The organism is Nonomuraea sp. NPDC048901 (assembly GCF_040649695.1).
GTDB lineage: Bacteria > Actinomycetota > Actinomycetes > Streptosporangiales > Streptosporangiaceae > Nonomuraea.
The window spans coordinates 626,270-642,128 of the sequence record NZ_JBEZFW010000003.1 but is presented as its reverse complement, the minus strand read 5'-3'; the positions used below and the strand labels follow the sequence as shown (position 1 = coordinate 642,128).

The following is a 15,859-nucleotide window of genomic DNA, read 5'->3' as shown; positions in this document are numbered from 1 at the left end:
CCCAGGATACGTTCAATCCTGATAGTGACAATTGACATTATCCGGGATGTAACTGTCTCAGGGAGAATGGATGGATTCGGCTAGGACGAGCGCAAGCCCGCCCACCACCTCGTCGTCGGCGAAGGTGGGTCCGTGGCAGAGCCGTAACTACAGGTTGCAGATAGTGGGCGCGGTCATATCCGTGTTAGGTACGTCCGCCGCTCCGGTAGCGATGGCGTTCGCCATCCTCGACGCGGGAGGTTCGGGCACCGCGGTCGGCCTGGTGTCGGCGTCGGGCACGCTGCCGGCCGTGCTGTTCTTCGTGATCGGGGGCGTCGTGGCCGACCGGCTGCCACGGCACCTGGTGATCGTCGGCGCGAACCTGGTCAGCGCGGTGGCTCAATCACTGTTCGCGCTGGTGGTGTTCACGCATTCGGTCCAGGTATGGCAGCTGATGCTCTTCGCCGGCGTCAACGGGCTCGCCATCGCGTTCCGCATGCCCGCCACCGAAGGGCTGCTGATGCGCAGCGTGGATCGAGCGTACGCGAGCAAGGCGTTCGCCATCTTCCGGACCAGCCTCAACTGCGCTCAGGTCGCCGGTGCCGCGCTTGGCGGCGTGCTGGTCGCCGCCTTCGGTCCGGGCTGGGTGCTCGCGCTCGACGCGGCCACATTTCTCATCGTCGGAGTACTGGCCGCGACGATGCGGGTCGAAGGGCGGCTGCGTAAACGTGTCGGCCTGGTCACCGAGCTGCGAGAAGGCTGGAGCGAGTTCGTCGGCCGACGCTGGCTGTGGAGCGTGGTGGCGCAGTCCGCGGTGGTCAACGCGCTCGGCGTCGGCGCGTTCGCGGTGCTCGGCGCGCTGGCTTCCGGCCGTCAGCTCGGCGGGGCACGCGACTGGGGGTTCATTCTCTCGTGCGACGCGATCGGAATGATCCTCGGCGGCCTGCTGATGGTGCGGTTGCGGCCGCGGCGGTTGCTGGTCACCGGTACCTCCGCTGCCGCACTGCTCGTGCTGCCACTGGCGGCGTTCGCGGCCGGGGCGCCACTGCCGGTGATCTGCGCGGCGTCGTTGTTCGCCGGGGTGGGGGTGGAGATCTTCAGCGTCAACTGGATGACCACGATCAGACAAGAGGTGCCGCACGAGAAGTTCTCGCGGGTCGCGGCCTACGAGGCGCTGGGCTCCTTCGGCATCACCCCATTGGGGGCAGCACTCGCCGGTCCCGCCGCAGACCGATTCGGTCTTGACCGTACGCTGTGGGCCGCGACCGGCGCGATCCTGGCCGCCACAGCAGTAGTTCTTGCCGTTCCAGACGTACGAAGAATGCGACGCGCACCAGAAGACGACACTGCCGGGGGCGGTGGGCCTAGGTGACCCCCGCGCCCGCGGTCAGTGCCTTCAGCTCGTCGAATGATTCTCGGATGAGTTGCGGGAAGTCTGGCTGGCCGGTGGCGAGCCAGCGTACGAACGCGACCTTGAAGACCGCGATCCCCGCCTCGGCGACCAGGCTCGCGGCCGTGTCCGCGACCCCGCGCAGTCGCAAGGCGTCGGCGAGCGCCGAGGCGAACGACTCGAGTTTGATCAGCTCACGCTCTCGAAGCTCCGCGTTCGCGGCGATGATGGCCTGGCGCTGCCGGGCGTGTTCGCGGCGCTCCTGAAGCTGGGCGGCGGCGGCCTCAAAGGCCACGGCGACCGCGTCGATCGGCGGTGTGGAATCAGGGGCATCGGCGACGGAGCTCACGAGGAGGTCTTGCAGCGCGCCCCCGCCCCAGAACAGCACCTCACGCTTGTCGGCGAAGTGCCGGAAGAACGTTCGCTCCGTGAGCCCCGCCCGGTTGGCGATCTCGGCCACCGTGGTCTGTTCGTACCCGCGTTCGCCGTAGAGCTCCATTGCCGCTTGCACCAGCCGGCCGCGCGCGTTCGGCTCCCATCGCCCCATGCCCCGATCGTACCGTGATGACAGCGACTGACATTGCTTGCTACTGTGATGACAGCAACTGACATCAGTCGGCCGCTCGGCCGACTTTTTCCGGAGGTTTTCTCATGCGCGTTTTCGTCACCGGCGCGTCCGGCTGGATCGGCTCCGCCGTCGTTCCCGAGCTCATCGGCGCGGGCCATCAGGTCACCGGGCTGGCACGTTCGGACGCCTCGGCCGCCGCCCTCGCCGAGGCTGGGGCGCAGGTGCACCACGGCACACTCGATGATCTCGACGGCCTGCGGAGTGCGGCCGACGCGTCGGACGGCGTGATCCACCTCGCGTTCAAGCACGACCTCGCCTTCTCTGGAAACTTCCAGGGCGCCGTCGACGCGGACCGCCAGGCCGTCGAGACGATGGGCGAGGCACTCTCGGGATCTGATCGACCGTTCGTTCTCGCCTCCGGGCTGCTCGGGGTGGCACCAGGGCGAATGGCGACCGAGCAGGACGGGCGTGGTTCCACATCGGATACGGCGCAGCCGGGCAGCGGTCCGCATGCTCGTCAGGCCACCGCGCGGCTGACGCTCGCCCTCGCTTCCCGCGGCGTCCGCTCGTCGGTCGTGCGGCTACCGCCGACGGTGCACGGCGAAGGAGACTACGGCTTCATGGCGGCTCTGGTCGGCATCGCCCGCGACAAGGGCGTCTCCGGTTACATCGGCGATGGGGCCACGCGCTGGCCCGCCGTACACCGGGTCGACGCCGCCCATCTGTTCCGCCTGGCGCTGGAGCACGCCCCGGCGGGATCGGCGCTGCACCCTGTCGCCGACGAGGGTGTGCCGATCCGCGCCATCGCCGAAGTGATCGGCCGGCATCTCGGCATCCCGGTGACCGCCGTCTCACCGGAGAACGCGGGCGAGCACTTCAGCTGGCTGGCCGGCTTCCTCTCGACCGACAGCCCGGCCTCGAGCACGCTGACCCGCGAGCTACTGGGGTGGCAGCCGACCCAGCCCGGACTCATCGACGACCTCGACAAGGGGCACTACTTCCACAGTTCATCCGCTTGATCGGCTGCGGCTCTCTTTAGACGAGCCTGCTGACGGACGCGCTCAGGGCAAAGGTCCGCCTGCGTTCAGGAGGGCGGACCTGAGCTGATGTCTACTCGCCTCCTCAGAGGAAGACGCGAGCGATCTCAAGCCACTTCTGCGCGTCCTCGCCGACTGCCGTGAGGTCCGTCTGGGCTCGGGACCTGCGCTGGGTGACTCGAAGGCAGAAGTCGAGGGCGCTGCCCTGAACCCGTTGTTCAGCATCTCCTGGGCCCCACACCCAGGTTTGGCCGTCGGGAGCAGTCAGCTCGACACGGAACGGCTCTGCCGGAGTAGGCAATTGGGCGGCGTAGAACGACAGCTCTCGCCCTATCACTCCCAACGAGGCCACGTGCTGGAGCCGGCCCGTCGGACGGCGTGAGACACCCAGCGCGTCGAAAACGTCCTGGCCGTGAGCCCACGTCTCCATCAGTCGAAGCGGCACCATGAGCACTGTGGTCAACTGCGAGCCGTACCACGGAAGCCCTTGGTCCGGTAGAAGGTCACGTAGCTCCGCCGCCACCTCGGCCCGGCCGGCGCGCCATTGTTCCAGCAGCGCTGATCGCGGTTTGGCTGCTCCCGCGGCGGCGTCGAGATCGGCGTGTTGGCTGCCCGCGGCTTCTGCCTGCTTCAGCACGGCGTCGAACGCCTCCGGGGTCCGGATAGCGATGAGAACGTTCGCATCGGCTGAAGCAAGGTGAGCGATCTGGTGGGCGATCGTCCACCCCACTGCCGGCGTCGGCTTCGACCAGTCGGCCTCCGCTGATACCAGGGCGTCAAGCTCATCCCCTTCAGCCACCAAGTCGGGCAGAGCCCGGTCGAGCTCTACACCGGACAGGTCAAGGCCATAGTTCAACATCGGTGTCACCTCCACGCAGTTGATCTAGGGGGGTCAGGCTATCTGAGGTCGATCTCGGCAAGCCGAACTGGCTCTGGTTCACGCGTCGCCGACAGGTTGAGAACCGGGCGCCCGGTCACGAGACCAGGCGCAACCAGGCCGCCGCGAGGGCGGCGTGACCGGCCGGTGTCGGGTGCACGCCGTCCTCGGCCCAGTATTCCGGCCCGGTCGTCGCCGCGAGTTCGGCGAACATGCCGTCGGCGGGAAGCAGATGGGCGCCATACTTGCCGGCGAGTTCCCGCACGGCTTGGATCTTCGGGTTCAGGTCGGCGCGCCATTCCTTCCGCTCTTCCTCTCCGATACGTGCGCGTGCGACACCCGCCTCGACGACGCCGTGAATCGGCAGGAGGAACGGCTCGATGAGGATCAGCTCCGTGCCCGCCTTGGCGAGGGGCGCGAGCAGGCGGTCATAACCCGCTTCGAACTCCGCCACGGAGATCACGTACCCCTCCGGGTCCAGCGTGTGCCAGCCCATGTCGTTGACCCCGACGAGGATCGACACCACATCCGGGTGCGCGTCGAGCACGTCCGCCTGCCAGCGGGCCTCGAGGTCCATCACCTTGTTGCCGCCGATCCCGGTGTTCAGCCAGGTCACGGGACGGTCCGGATGCCGCAGGCCCCACTCGCCCGCGATGCGCAGCGGGTAGCCGGACCCGAGACCGTCTTCGCTCTCCAGCCGCCGGCAGTCGGTGATCGAATCGCCGGTGAACACCACGGTGCTCCCGGGTCGGAGGGTGATCGTCATGTGTGCTCCTTGAAATCGGTTCGGGGAATGCAGTGCTGCGCAGCTCTCCGAAGTGCCGTGTGGCCAGGGCCGCCTTGGCCGGCGATGATGGTGCGCGGGGAGTCAGGTGTCCTGGGGGACGGGGTCGTCGATGGAAGTGGCCGCCTGGTCGCCGGCCGCGTACCGGGTGCGGGCGATCCCCCAGCCGACGAGGACCGCCGCGACGATGGTGAGGGTGAGGCTCGCGATCGTGACGGCCCGGTGGAACTCGCCGGTCTGCTGCGAGCTCCAGTGGGAGGTGGCAATGTCGCCGGTGAACAGGGTGGCGAGGATGGTGCCGGTGACGGTTATGCCGGTGCCGGAGGTGACCTCGGTGGCGGTGTCGACGAGCGCGGTGCCGATGGTGGTCCGGTTCTCGGGCAGGCCGCGGACCACGTTGAGCCCGGCGACGACACCGACCACGCGCATCCCGGCCGCCACGAGGACGAGCGCGATCGCGACCCACAGGTAGCCGGACCGGCCGAGCAGGCCGTAGACGGCCAGGCCGGACACGACCGCCGCGGCGCTGATCCATGCGGCCCGGTCCAGGCCGACACGCTGTACGAACGGGTTGACGAACGCGCTGCCGGCGATGAGGACGACGACCTGCGGCAGCATCCCGATGGCGGCCAGTGCGGGCGTCCAGCCCCAGTCGAGCTGCAGCTGCAGCGTCACCATGTAACCGAGTCCGGCGGTCGCCAGCCCGGTGGCGGCCTTGTAGGCCAGGCCGCTGGAGACCAGGGGGAGGGCGAGGAGTTTCAGGTCGAGCAGCGGATGGCGGGCCAGGCGCTCGCGCAGGACGAAGCAGATCGCCGTCACGGCGGCCGCGGCGGTGACCGACCAGGGCGCCCAGGAGCCGGCGCCCTGGTCCACGAACGGCGTCGGCGCGAGGAGCGCGAGTACGATCGTCGCCGTACCCAGCAGCATCCCGGGTACGTCGAGGGGGTCGCGGTGGAGGCCGGCCGGGTCGTCGGCGGCGATGCCGGACCGTACGCCAAGGAACGCGAGCACGGCGATCGGCGCGTTCACCAGCAGCAGGACCTGCCAGGGCGCGATCGCCAGCACCAGGCCGCCCGTCGTCGGGCCGACCGCGAGCCCGACCAGGCCCACGGTCGAGATGAGGGTCAGCGCGCGCACGCGCAGGCCGTCCTCGTCGAACAGCCGGAACGCCAGCGCCATCGATCCCGGGGTCGTCATCGCCGCGGCGACCCCCATCGTCGCCCGGACGGCGATCAGCTGCTCGGCGCTGGTGACCACGGCGGTCGCCAGACTCGCCCCGCCGAGCAGGACCAGCCCGATCAGCATGATCCGCCGCCGGCCGAACCGATCGGCGACCGCGCCGAACGCCAGCATCAACCCGCCGAACACGACCGCATAGGCGCCCGTCATCCACTGCAACGCGGTCGTCGAGGCGTGCAGCTCGCGTCCGATCACGGGCAGCGCGACGTTCAGAATCGAGTTGTCCAGCATCTCGAAGAGGAACACCGCCGACAGCCCCGCCAACGCGACCCACGCCTCCCGCAGCGACCTGGGGGTACGACCGGGCCGGGCCGCCGCCCTCTCATTCATGGAGACCTGCGCCTGTGGGGCGATCCAGCACGGGGCGATCCGGCCGCTCGTGCGAGTCGGTCGCCTCCCCTGCCCCCTACGGGACGCGGCCGGGGTACCGCGGCCCGCTGGGGCCCACCGGGGCCCGCTCCGGCGACAATGACGGTTGTCTGTTCGATGAACATGCCACTACGTTAACTGACTAAGTTAAGTGACACAAGGAAGTGGGGCCGAATGCCCAGGACCGGAGCGCGAGGCGGCCCGCAGACGCGCGCGAAGATCTCAGAGGTGGCGACCCGGCTGTTCCTCGAACGCGGATTCGACACGGTCACGGTCACCGAGGTCGCGCGGGAGGCCGGGGTCTCGGCCGTAACGGTCTTCAAGCACTTCCCGCGCAAGGAGGACCTCCTCCTGGACCGCGAGGTCGACGCCGTCGAGCTCCTGCGCTCAGCGGTACGCGACCGCGCCCCGGACGCCGGAGTGCTCAGGTCCCTGCGCGATACGGCGTTCCGTCTCCTGGAGGAGCGGCACGCCCTGTCCGGCCTCAAGGAGGGGTCCGTCCCCTTCTTCCGGACCGTCGCGGCCTCGCCCGCGCTGGTCGCCCGCGCCAGGGAGATCGCCTCCGACCTCCAACAGACCCTCGCCGGCGAGCTCGAACACGACCCGGCCTTCGACGGCGACGCCTCGCTGCTCGCCGCCTTCTTCATCGCCGGCTACACCGCCGTACTGGTGGAGACCGCCCGGCTCCTGATCGCCGGAGAACCGGCCGACACCATCGCGGACGACCACCGCGCCCGCCTGGAGCGCCTGTTCGACGCCCTCAGCAACGGAGTCGTGCCCCGGCCATGAGGTTCACCGCCGTACTGCGCGCGGTGGCGGGCGAGGCCGCCGCCGGCCTCGCCCGCATCCGCCAGGAACTCGTGTGGAGGTTCGGTGAGGAGATCATCTCCCTCTGACCTGCGATGAGAGGCCGGCATCAACTCCCGTGACGATGCTGACCTTGTCGGCGGGTCCTGGAACCTCGGGTTGACGTTCCGATCTGCTGCGACCGGTTCGTGAGATCGGCTTGTAGGGGTCGTAGGCCAGGTCGAGTGGTCACGTGGTGCGGTGTGCCTTGTCCGCCGTCTTGCGGAACCGCGTGCCGTCCCACCTGTAGGTTTGGCTGACGATCAGGTCTGGACAGCATCTGGGAGCCCGGTCGCTGATCGCCTTGCCGTGCAGGTGCGCGCTCCCGCCCCGGATCGCGACCTTCAGGGTCCTGAAGTAGCGGTTCTTGCCGAGTTTCCCGAGCAAGCGCGGAGCCGAGGGCTTGGAGGCTCCGTCGTAGACAAAGGCGATCAAGGGATTGCTCGACGTCGAGCTCGGGCACGACGACACGACGACGGTCTCACGCTTGCCGTCACGGGTAAGGTCGCCGACGGCCGCTACGCGGGCGTGCACGACGTACCAAGCGGCCCGCGGCCTCGGTTTGGGGCAGTTCAGAGCCGACTCCACAACGGAAGCCCAGTCGACCCGGTCGGCGGCATTCGCCGCGATGGTGGTAACCGGTGCCGCCGCACCGTCCACAGTGGCCGCGTTGGCGATACCTCCGCCGAGGACGACCGTCAGGCAGGCGGCCAGGGAGGCGGCGCTGGTCCAGGTTTGGTATCGGCGGGCTCTTGGGTGGCTCGTGCGCTCGGTGAGTGAGGTCATAGTCAGTCCGACGCGGGAAACCTCGGAGATGTTGTGGGCTATTTGCTCCTGCCGTGAGACAAATGCCGATCCCATCGTGATGCTTGACCTCGTCGGCCCTGCTTGGAACGGCGTGTTGCGAGCACCGGTCTCCTCATCCCTTGGCGGCATCGTTTGTCGCGAACCGCAACCGCCATTCGGCACCCACCGGTGGCGGTGCCACATCATCTCCGCGCTCTGGGCTCACGGTGCGAATACCTCGCCGTGCTCCTCATCGGGCAAAGGCTGGCCCGCCTGCGCGGCCAAAGCCGGATCGGCCAGGATTCGGGCAGTCGCCCGCCATTCAGCCGTAACTCGATGCAACGTGGCATGCACGTCGAGATCGACGACATCGCGAGTAGCGTCGACGATGTCACGGAAGAATTCCTGACGCTCGCCAACCGAAAGGTGGCGAGCCCACGGGAAGACCACCGGCAGGGCACGTTCGACCGCCCGCGTCCCCTCATCGCTCGCGACCAGTGCGGCCAGCAGGCGAGACACGACATCGGCCGTCTCCTTCCGCTCCCCATCGTGCCGCGCGGTGGTGATGTACAGGTCTTCGCCGTCGCGGCGTTTGACATGCAACCGGTGCACTCGGCTGAGCGTGGCTGCCACTCGTTTGGAGTGCTTCGAGAGGTCGGAGAAAGGCACGGTCGGAGTAGCCATACCGCGACGCTACTTCGGAACCGATTCCGAAGTCATGGGAACGCCCGGCCGATCAAGACGGTCCCGGATTGCTGTCGGACACGCTCAGGCCAAAGGTCCGCCTGCGTTCAGGAGGGCGAAGCCCTCCTGTGGAAGAACGCCCGAGCGCAGCGAGGACCATGCCTTTGTGGGGGTGTGGGGGGCGCCGAGCCCCCCACAGAACACAGCCCGACCCCTCAGAGCGCGAAGCGCCCCAAGGGGAGGACCGTGCTTGTCAGAGGTCGCCCTCGACCCGCATCACACTGGCCACGGCTCGTACGATGTCGAGATCCCGTAGGCCCTCCATGGTGGCCGTAAGTGCCGCGTCCGTTGCCCGGTGGGTCACGATGACGAGTTGGGCGTCGTCCCCGTGGCCCTCCTGGCGTACCGTCTGGATTGATACGTCGTGCTTGGCGAACAGGTCCGCCACCCGGGCCAGTACGCCCGGCTTGTCCGCCACGTCCAGCGCCACGTGGCACCGCGTGACGGTCGCCCCCATGGGGTGCACGGGCAGGTCGGCGTACGTCGACTCCGAGGGGCCGCGCGTGCCCGCCAGGCGGTTGCGGGCCACCGCCACCAGGTCGCCGAGCACGGCCGAGGCCGTCGGCGCGCCGCCGGCGCCCTTGCCGTAGAACATGAGCTGGCCCGCCGACGCCGCCTCCACGAAGACCGCGTTGTACGCCTCGCGTACGCCGGCCAGCGGGTGTGTCCGGGGGATCATCGCCGGGTGTACGCGGACCCCGACCGAGCGGCCGTCGTCGGAGCGGGCGCAGATGGCCAGCAGCTTGATGACGTAGCCCATGGCCTTGGCCGAGGCCACGTCGGTGGCGGTGATCTCGGTGATGCCCTCGCGGTGCACCTCTTCCGCCGTCACCCGGCTGTGGAAGGCCAGGCCGGCCAGGATCGCGGCCTTGGCGGCGGCGTCGAAGCCCTCGATGTCGGCCGTGGGGTCGGCTTCGGCGTATCCGAGCGTCTGGGCCTCCTCCAGGGCGTCGGTGAACGAGGCGCCCGTGGAGTCCATCTTGTCGAGGATGTAGTTGGTGGTGCCGTTGACGATGCCGAGGACCTGTTTGACGTGGTCGCCGGCGAGTGATTCGCGCAGCGGGCGCAGCAGCGGGATGGCTCCGGCCACGCTGGCCTCGAAGTAGAGGTCGCCGCCGCCCGTACGGGCGGCCTCGTGCAGGGTGGCGCCGTCCTCGGCGAGCAGGGCCTTGTTGGCGGTGACGACCGACTTGCCGCTGGACAGGGCGGACACGATCAGCGAGCGGGCGGGCTCGATGCCGCCGATGACCTCGATCACGATGTCGACGTCGTCGCGGGTGACCAGCGACTCGGCGTCGGTGGTCAGGAGCTCGGGGGCCACCTCGACGTCGCGCTTGCGGCCGAGCCGGCGTACGGCCACACCGGCCAGTTCCAGCGGCGCGCCGATGCGGGCGGCCAGGTCGTCGCCCTGCTCGTGGATCAGGCGGATGACCTGCGAGCCCACCACCCCGCAGCCCAGCAGGGCCACTTTCAGCGGTTTCACAACTGCCCCCTCAACAGGTCGTCCTCGGTCTCGCCCCGCACGATGACACGTGCCTCGCCGTCGGTGACGGACACCACGGCGGGCTTGGGCAGATAGTTGTAGTTGCTGGCCAGCGACCGGCAGTAGGCACCGGTGGCCGCCACGGCGATCAGGTCGCCCGGCGCGAGGTCGGCGGGCAGGAAGCAGTCGCGCACGATGATGTCGCCGCTCTCGCAGTGCTTGCCGACCAGGCGGCTGAGCATGGGCTCGGCGGAGCTCTCGCGGCTGGCCAGCACGGCGGTGTATTCGGCCCCGTAGAGCGCGGTGCGCACGTTGTCGCTCATGCCGCCGTCGACGCTGACGTACGTACGCAGCCCCTCAACGTCCTTGACCGTCCCGACCTCGTAGAGCGTGATCCCGCCGGGCCCGATGATGGTGCGGCCGGGCTCCACGGTCAGCCTCGGCACCGGCAGCCCGGCGTCGGTGCAGACCTTGGTGACGATCTCGCGCAGGCCGTCGGCGATCTCCTTGATGTCGGGGGCCTCGTCACCCTCGACGTAGGCGATGCCGTAGCCGCCGCCCAGGTCGAGCTCGGGCAGCACCACGTCGTGCTCGTCCTTGATCTGCACGAGCAGCGTGGCCAGGCGGCGCGCCGCCACCTCGAACCCGGCCGTGTCGACGATCTGCGAGCCGATGTGCGAGTGGAGCCCGACGAGCTCCAGCGCGGGCAGCGCGAGAATGCGGCGTACGGCCTCGGCGGCGGCCCCGGTGTTGAGCGACAGGCCGAACTTCTGGTCGTCGTGCGCGGTGGCGATGAACTCGTGCGTGTGCGCCTCGACCCCGGTCGTCACCCGGATCATGACCTTGGGCCGCGTGCCGTGCCTCTCGGCGAGGAACCCGAGCCGGGCGATCTCCTCGTAGGAGTCGACGACGATGTGCCCGACGCCCGCCTCCAGCGCCCTGGACAGCTCGGCGGCCGACTTGTTGTTGCCGTGCAGCGTGATGCGCGCGGCCGGGAAGCCGACGCTGAGCGCCACCGCCAGCTCGCCGCCGCTGGCCACGTCGAGGCCGAGGCCCTCGTCCTGGAGCCAGCGGACGATCTCCTTGCACAGGAACGCCTTGCCGGCGTAGTGGACCTCGGAGCCCGCGAAGGCCGTGGCGTAGTCGCGCATGCGCGAGCGCACGTCGTCCTCGTCGAACACGTAGAGGGGCGTGCCGTGGTCGCGGGCCAGATCGCGGACGTCCACGCCGCCGATCGTGAGCGCGCCATCGGTCCGGCTCGACGTTCGCGGCCAGATCGAGGGATTGATCCGGTTGAGGTCGGCGGGCGCCAGCGGTGGGCGCTCGTGGGGCAGCATCTCTGCGTGCCGGTCCCCGGCGGGATGGACGAATCGACTCACCCGAACGAGGCTATCGGAACCGTCGAACCGCCCGGACCCGCTGCCCACGTATCGAGACGCGATCAAGCTCCAGGAGGGATATTTTTACGATTTTTCGCCCTTTGGCCGGATATTTTGCCAATCACAGACGCGCCGGGCCCGGCAGCACCTTTAGCACCGCCGCCGCCAGCCGGACGCGCGCCGTGTGCAGTGGTGCGGGCGGCTCGTCTCCCATGGGTACGGCGGGGGCCAGCTCATGGGCGTCGTGGTACGCCGTCGCCAGCCGTACCAGATAAGGCTCCCACCCAGGAGACCTGCTCAACCGTCGGCCCGGCAGCTCGGCCAGGACGCGGAGCACGGCGCGGTCACGCGGGTCGGCTAGCAGCTCTGGGCGGAAGGGGCCGGACGGGACGCCCAGGTCGCGCGCCCATCGCTGGACGGCGGCCGCCCGCGCGTGGGCGTAACGGACGACGAAGCCCGGGTTCGCCCATGTGCGGGGGAAATCCGGCCAGGGGTGCTCTGGTACGTCGAGCGGCTCCACGGAGTCCACCAGCGTCCCTGGTACGTCCACGACGATCCGTAGGAAGCCGTTGTCCAGCACCTCGCCGGAGACGCGCGCCGCCAGGGAGGCGGGGGGCACGCCGCGACGGAGGGCGGCGGCCGAGATGTAGACCGCCTCCCGCTCCCACGTCCCCTCCGGCACCGGAGGCTCCCCCAGCACCGCGGTAAGCTGCTCCGGCGTCACGGGGCGGCCCTGGACGCTAGATGAGCGCGTGTGGCTCGGCTGAGCCGTACTCGACCAGTTGGGCGGCTCCCAGCAGCCACCGGTCCTCCTCGCGTACCCGCACATAGCCGAACCGGTCGGCCGAGAACACCTTGATCCCGTCCGCCCGGCACTGCCGCATCAGCACCTCGTCCCACCCGTCCGTGAGGTCGGCGAAGCCGAGCTCACGCAGGGTGTTGCGGCGGGCCAGGAGCGTGGCGCCGGCGATCTCCGGCAGGTAGGAGTATTCGGCGTCCGGCTGCTTGAGCAGGGTCGCCTGCGGCTTGCGGAGGTGGGCGTAGAAGGCGGCCTTGCCGACGATGTCGGCCGTGCTGAACAGGAACGCCCGGCGCAGGTCGGTCAGATAGTGCGCCCCGTAGACGTCGCGCGGGTCCATCACCGCGACCAGGTCGGCCTCGCACAGGTCAAGACCGTGGTTGAGCATGGCGCCCGTGCTGGCGGCCGGGTCGAGGTCGCGGAAGACCACGTCGACGCCCGTCAGGACCTCGCGGACCCGCTGCTCGGCCCCGCGCCAGGCGAACACCACCACCTGGGTGACCCCCGACTGCCTGGCCACCTGGGCCAGCGCGTGCTCCAGCAGCGCCGAGTCGGGCACCGGCAGCAGCACCGAGACGTTGAGCGTGGCGCGTACGGCGGGCAGGCCGATGGCCTCCAGCAGCTCGTCGGTCCGCTCGGACATCGTGCCGGTGGCGTGGGCGCGGCGCAGGGCCGCGTGCGCGCGGCGCGCGTCGGGCTCGGTGCCGATCGAGGTGTTGCAGGCCGCGAGCTCGGCCAGCACCCACTGCGGGGTGCCGGGCGGGCACTCGACGGCGGCGGGCCAGCGGTAGGAGGTCAGCACGTCGGGATAGGTCAGGTGCTCGGGCAGCAACTGGTCGAGCGTGAGCACCCGGTCGATGCGGCCGCCCGAGAGCGGGATCGGGTTGTGCACCCGCGGCTGCACCCCGAAGTGCAGGCGCGGCCAGCCCACGGTGAGGTCGTTGGTGAAGCGGTGCTCGAACAGCTCGGCGGCGGCCGTGTAGGGGGCCACGTCACCCTGCGTGTGCCAGAACACCGTGCGGATGCCCCGCTCGGCGCACCAGGCCAGCAGGGCCTTGAGCCCCTCGCCCGGCTCGCCGGTGATCTCCTCGGCCCACGGACCCTGGGTGACCGACTCGACCACGAGCAGGTGGGGCACCTCCAGCGGCAGCACCCTGGCGAAGTCGCGCGGCGTGAAGCCGGTCGTCTGCCGCCACTCGTAGCGCAGCAGCGCCTCGGTGTGCGGGTCGGCGATCACCGCGGCGGTCAGGTGCGGGCGGGTGTTGGGCCCGGTGGGCACGCGGAACGGCTTGAGCTTGAACGAGGCGCCGTTGAGCGTACGCACGGAGGTGGTGGCCTGGTAGGCGGCGCCCGGCCGCTCGTCCTTGTCCTTGGCCGCGGCGGCGACCGGCTTGCGCTTGGGCGCGGTGGGTCGTTTGACCGGTTTGGCGGCGCCCTTGAGACCTCTGGCCAGGCGGACCGGGTTGCTCTTGCCGCTCCTGATCGCGTCGCCGAGCCGGTTCCAGCGGGCCACCTTGATCGAGGAGAGTTTCCAGTTGGCCACCTCGGCCTGGAAGCGCTGCTCGGCGAGCTCCTTGCGGAGCTTCTCCGCTGCGGCGCGCTCGATCTCCAGCCGCTCCTCCGCGTCGGTGAGCCGCTCGGCGAGCGCCTTGGCCTCAGCGGCGTGGTGCTCGGCCTCCACGAGCCGCGCCTGGGCCACGTCCAGCAGCCTGGCCAGCTCGGCCGCGTGCTCGGCCTGGGCGATCGCCTCACGCAGCGCTCGCCTAGTGCTCTCCAGCTCAGTGCTCACCGAGACCTCCGATTCCTAGCCCGGCAAAGGATACTCTTTTGCGGGAAGCAGCTCGAAGGGATGAGATCCGGTGCAGTTCAACGTGCGGCCCTATGTCTGCGGCGGTCTCGGCCGGATCGACACCGTGATACTCGGCAAGCTCGCCGCCGCGGGGCCTCGGGTCAGACCGGCGCTCCAGACGGCCGAGGCGGCCCTGTACAGCTCGACGCCGCTGCCGCCCTATCACCGCGCCGGGGGCTCGTTCGCGTTCTCCTGGGGTGAGCGCAGGCCCTCGGCTCTCGACGGCTGGATGTCCATCGCCGAGACGTACGAGGTGCCGGGGCTGATCGGCGACGGCCCGCGGGTCACGCTGCACGCGGGCGCGCTCGGGCTGGTCGACGTCTATTACGTACGGCACGGCGACGCGATCTATTTCTCGTCCCTGATCCAGCCGTTGCTGTCGCTGGTCCCGGTCGAGATCGACTGGTCGGCCTGGGCCTCGATCATCCAGGTGACGTTCCCGCTCGGCGAGGCGACGCCCTACCAGCGGATCAAGCGGCTGCCGGGGTCGAGCGCGCTGGTGTTCGACGGCGAGCGGCTGGCCACGGAGCGCGGGCTGCCGCGCTGGCTGCGCCGCGAGCCGTACGAGAGGTGGACCAGCGCCCACGAGATCGTCGAGCTGCTGCACGAGGTCTACAAGGACTACGACGGGCGCAAGCTGCTGGTGCCGGTCAGCGGCGGCTACGACTCGCGGCTGCTGGCCAGCGTGGCGAAGGCGCGCGGCTTCGACGTGGAGTCCTGGACGACCAGCCCCGACGAGGGCACCGACACCGACATCGCCTTCGCCCGCTCGATCACCCGCGAGCTGGGCATCCCGCACCGGGTGATCACCCAGTCCGCCGACGCCTACCCCGGCGACGCGGCCGAGGTGGCGCGCCGGCTCGAATACCTGACGCCGCACCACGCCTGGTACGCCCCGTTCGCCAAGGAGGTGCAACGGGCGGGCCGGGTGCTGGTCGACGGCCTGGCCGGCGGCCCGCTGCTGAAGAACTTCATGGTGAGCGGGGCCGCGCTGGAGGCCACCTCGCAGGCCGAGCGGTCGGCCGCGGTGCTGAAGTCGCTCAGCCTGGGCGCCCCGTCACAGCCGTTCCTGTCGGCGGCGGCCGGCGCCTGGATGGAGGAGGCGGTACGCGAGCAGTTCGCCGCGGCGACCTCCATGCTGCACGGGCACCGGGCCGAGCTGCCGCTGTCGGTGCTGCACACGCGCACCGTGCGGGGCATCGCCCGCTCGGCGGTCAACCTGGTCGGGCCCGAGGCGTCGTTCGCGGCGCCGTTCATCCATCCCGACTTCTTCGACGCGGCACTGTCGGTAGGGGTGGCCCGAAAAGACAAGGGTCGCTTCTATCGCGAGATATTGCACGCCGCCAACCCGCGGGTGGCGGCCCTGCCGTCCACGAACGTGGTCAAGCAGCCGCTGCTGCGGGTCCCGCTGCGCTCCACGGCCGCTCCCGCGCGGGCGTACGCGCACCGCATGCTGGAGACCGTCGCCGGGCGCGTGCCCGAGCTGCTGTCGGATGAGCTGCACATGGTCATCGCGGGCGGCCCCGACGCGCTGACCCGGTTCAGCGGGTGGAACGACCGGTTCTGGGTCCGGGGGCTGGTGCTTTTCGGGCTCTGGCTGAGCGACTTCGAGAACGATCTCAGTGATGTGTCGTCCCCTTTCTGATGAACTCTCGGTAACATCACGGTTACACAGTGATCTCGTGGGTATTAACTCGAGCACAGCACAAGCGGGTTCCGGAAAGCCAACG

Annotated in this window: 14 protein-coding genes; 4 read left to right on the top strand and 10 right to left on the bottom strand. The window is 69.8% G+C overall.

The features are described 5' to 3' along the window. Positions 1-70: 70 nt before the first annotated feature. The gene (locus AB0C30_RS12455; protein ID WP_357942573.1) at positions 71-1,351 is read left to right on the top strand and encodes an MFS transporter; all 1,281 of its coding nucleotides are present in this window, start codon (positions 71-73) and stop codon (positions 1,349-1,351) included. On the opposite strand, the gene AB0C30_RS12450 is transcribed toward AB0C30_RS12455, so the two are convergent. Continuing rightward, complete coding sequence (locus AB0C30_RS12450) at positions 1,344-1,916, bottom strand: helix-turn-helix domain-containing protein (RefSeq protein ID WP_357942571.1); 573 nt, start codon at positions 1,914-1,916, stop codon at positions 1,344-1,346. The genes AB0C30_RS12455 and AB0C30_RS12450 overlap by 8 nt on opposite strands. Positions 1,917-2,020: 104 nt before the next feature. On the opposite strand from AB0C30_RS12450, the gene AB0C30_RS12445 reads away from it, so the two are divergent. Further along, positions 2,021-2,956: an SDR family oxidoreductase gene (locus AB0C30_RS12445; protein ID WP_357942568.1), complete on the top strand. Its 936-nt coding sequence runs from the start codon at positions 2,021-2,023 to the stop codon at positions 2,954-2,956. A gap of 103 nt (positions 2,957-3,059) precedes the next feature. On the opposite strand, the gene AB0C30_RS12440 is transcribed toward AB0C30_RS12445, so the two are convergent. The 3 genes from AB0C30_RS12440 to AB0C30_RS12430 all read right to left on the bottom strand — a co-directional run bounded on the left by AB0C30_RS12440 (position 3,060) and on the right by AB0C30_RS12430 (position 6,204). Continuing rightward, positions 3,060-3,833, bottom strand: coding sequence for a TIGR03084 family metal-binding protein (locus AB0C30_RS12440; RefSeq protein WP_357942566.1), 774 nt, complete (start codon positions 3,831-3,833; stop codon positions 3,060-3,062). Between the two features lie 115 nt (positions 3,834-3,948). Further along, positions 3,949-4,617, bottom strand: coding sequence for an SGNH/GDSL hydrolase family protein (locus AB0C30_RS12435; protein ID WP_357942564.1), 669 nt, complete (start codon positions 4,615-4,617; stop codon positions 3,949-3,951). Between the two features lie 102 nt (positions 4,618-4,719). Then, positions 4,720-6,204 carry an MFS transporter gene (locus AB0C30_RS12430; RefSeq protein WP_357942562.1) on the bottom strand — a complete coding sequence of 495 codons (1,485 nt, stop codon included), beginning with the start codon at positions 6,202-6,204 and terminating at the stop codon, positions 4,720-4,722. 213 nt (positions 6,205-6,417) lie between these two features. On the opposite strand from AB0C30_RS12430, the gene AB0C30_RS12425 reads away from it, so the two are divergent. Then, a complete protein-coding gene (locus tag AB0C30_RS12425; RefSeq protein WP_357942560.1) occupies positions 6,418-7,032 on the top strand; it encodes a TetR/AcrR family transcriptional regulator in 615 nt (204 codons plus the stop codon). A 246-nt stretch (positions 7,033-7,278) separates the two neighbouring features. On the opposite strand, the gene AB0C30_RS12420 is transcribed toward AB0C30_RS12425, so the two are convergent. From AB0C30_RS12420 to AB0C30_RS12395, 6 genes are all read right to left on the bottom strand, one after another. Continuing rightward, positions 7,279-7,875, bottom strand: coding sequence for a hypothetical protein (locus tag AB0C30_RS12420; protein WP_357942558.1), 597 nt, complete (start codon positions 7,873-7,875; stop codon positions 7,279-7,281). Positions 7,876-8,097: 222 nt separating this feature from the next. After that, positions 8,098-8,559: a hypothetical protein gene (locus tag AB0C30_RS12415; RefSeq protein ID WP_357942556.1), complete on the bottom strand. Its 462-nt coding sequence runs from the start codon at positions 8,557-8,559 to the stop codon at positions 8,098-8,100. Positions 8,560-8,812: 253 nt separating this feature from the next. Further along, a complete protein-coding gene (locus tag AB0C30_RS12410) occupies positions 8,813-10,102 on the bottom strand; it encodes a homoserine dehydrogenase (RefSeq protein WP_357942554.1) in 1,290 nt (429 codons plus the stop codon). Beyond that, positions 10,099-11,481 (bottom strand): diaminopimelate decarboxylase, encoded by a 1,383-nt coding sequence (gene lysA / locus AB0C30_RS12405; RefSeq protein ID WP_357942552.1) that lies wholly within the window; start codon positions 11,479-11,481, stop codon positions 10,099-10,101. The genes AB0C30_RS12410 and lysA overlap by 4 nt, the downstream gene beginning before the upstream one ends. 121 nt (positions 11,482-11,602) lie before the next feature. Then, on the bottom strand, positions 11,603-12,163 hold the full coding sequence (locus AB0C30_RS12400; RefSeq protein ID WP_357942550.1) for an anticodon-binding protein: 561 nt from the start codon (positions 12,161-12,163) through the stop codon (positions 11,603-11,605). Between the two features lie 58 nt (positions 12,164-12,221). Beyond that, positions 12,222-14,069, bottom strand: coding sequence for a hypothetical protein (locus AB0C30_RS12395; RefSeq protein ID WP_357942548.1), 1,848 nt, complete (start codon positions 14,067-14,069; stop codon positions 12,222-12,224). 70 nt (positions 14,070-14,139) lie between these two features. On the opposite strand from AB0C30_RS12395, the gene AB0C30_RS12390 reads away from it, so the two are divergent. Further along, positions 14,140-15,774, top strand: a complete 1,635-nt coding sequence (locus AB0C30_RS12390) for an asparagine synthetase B family protein (RefSeq protein WP_357942546.1) — start codon at positions 14,140-14,142, stop codon at positions 15,772-15,774. Positions 15,775-15,859: the final 85 nt, after the last annotated feature.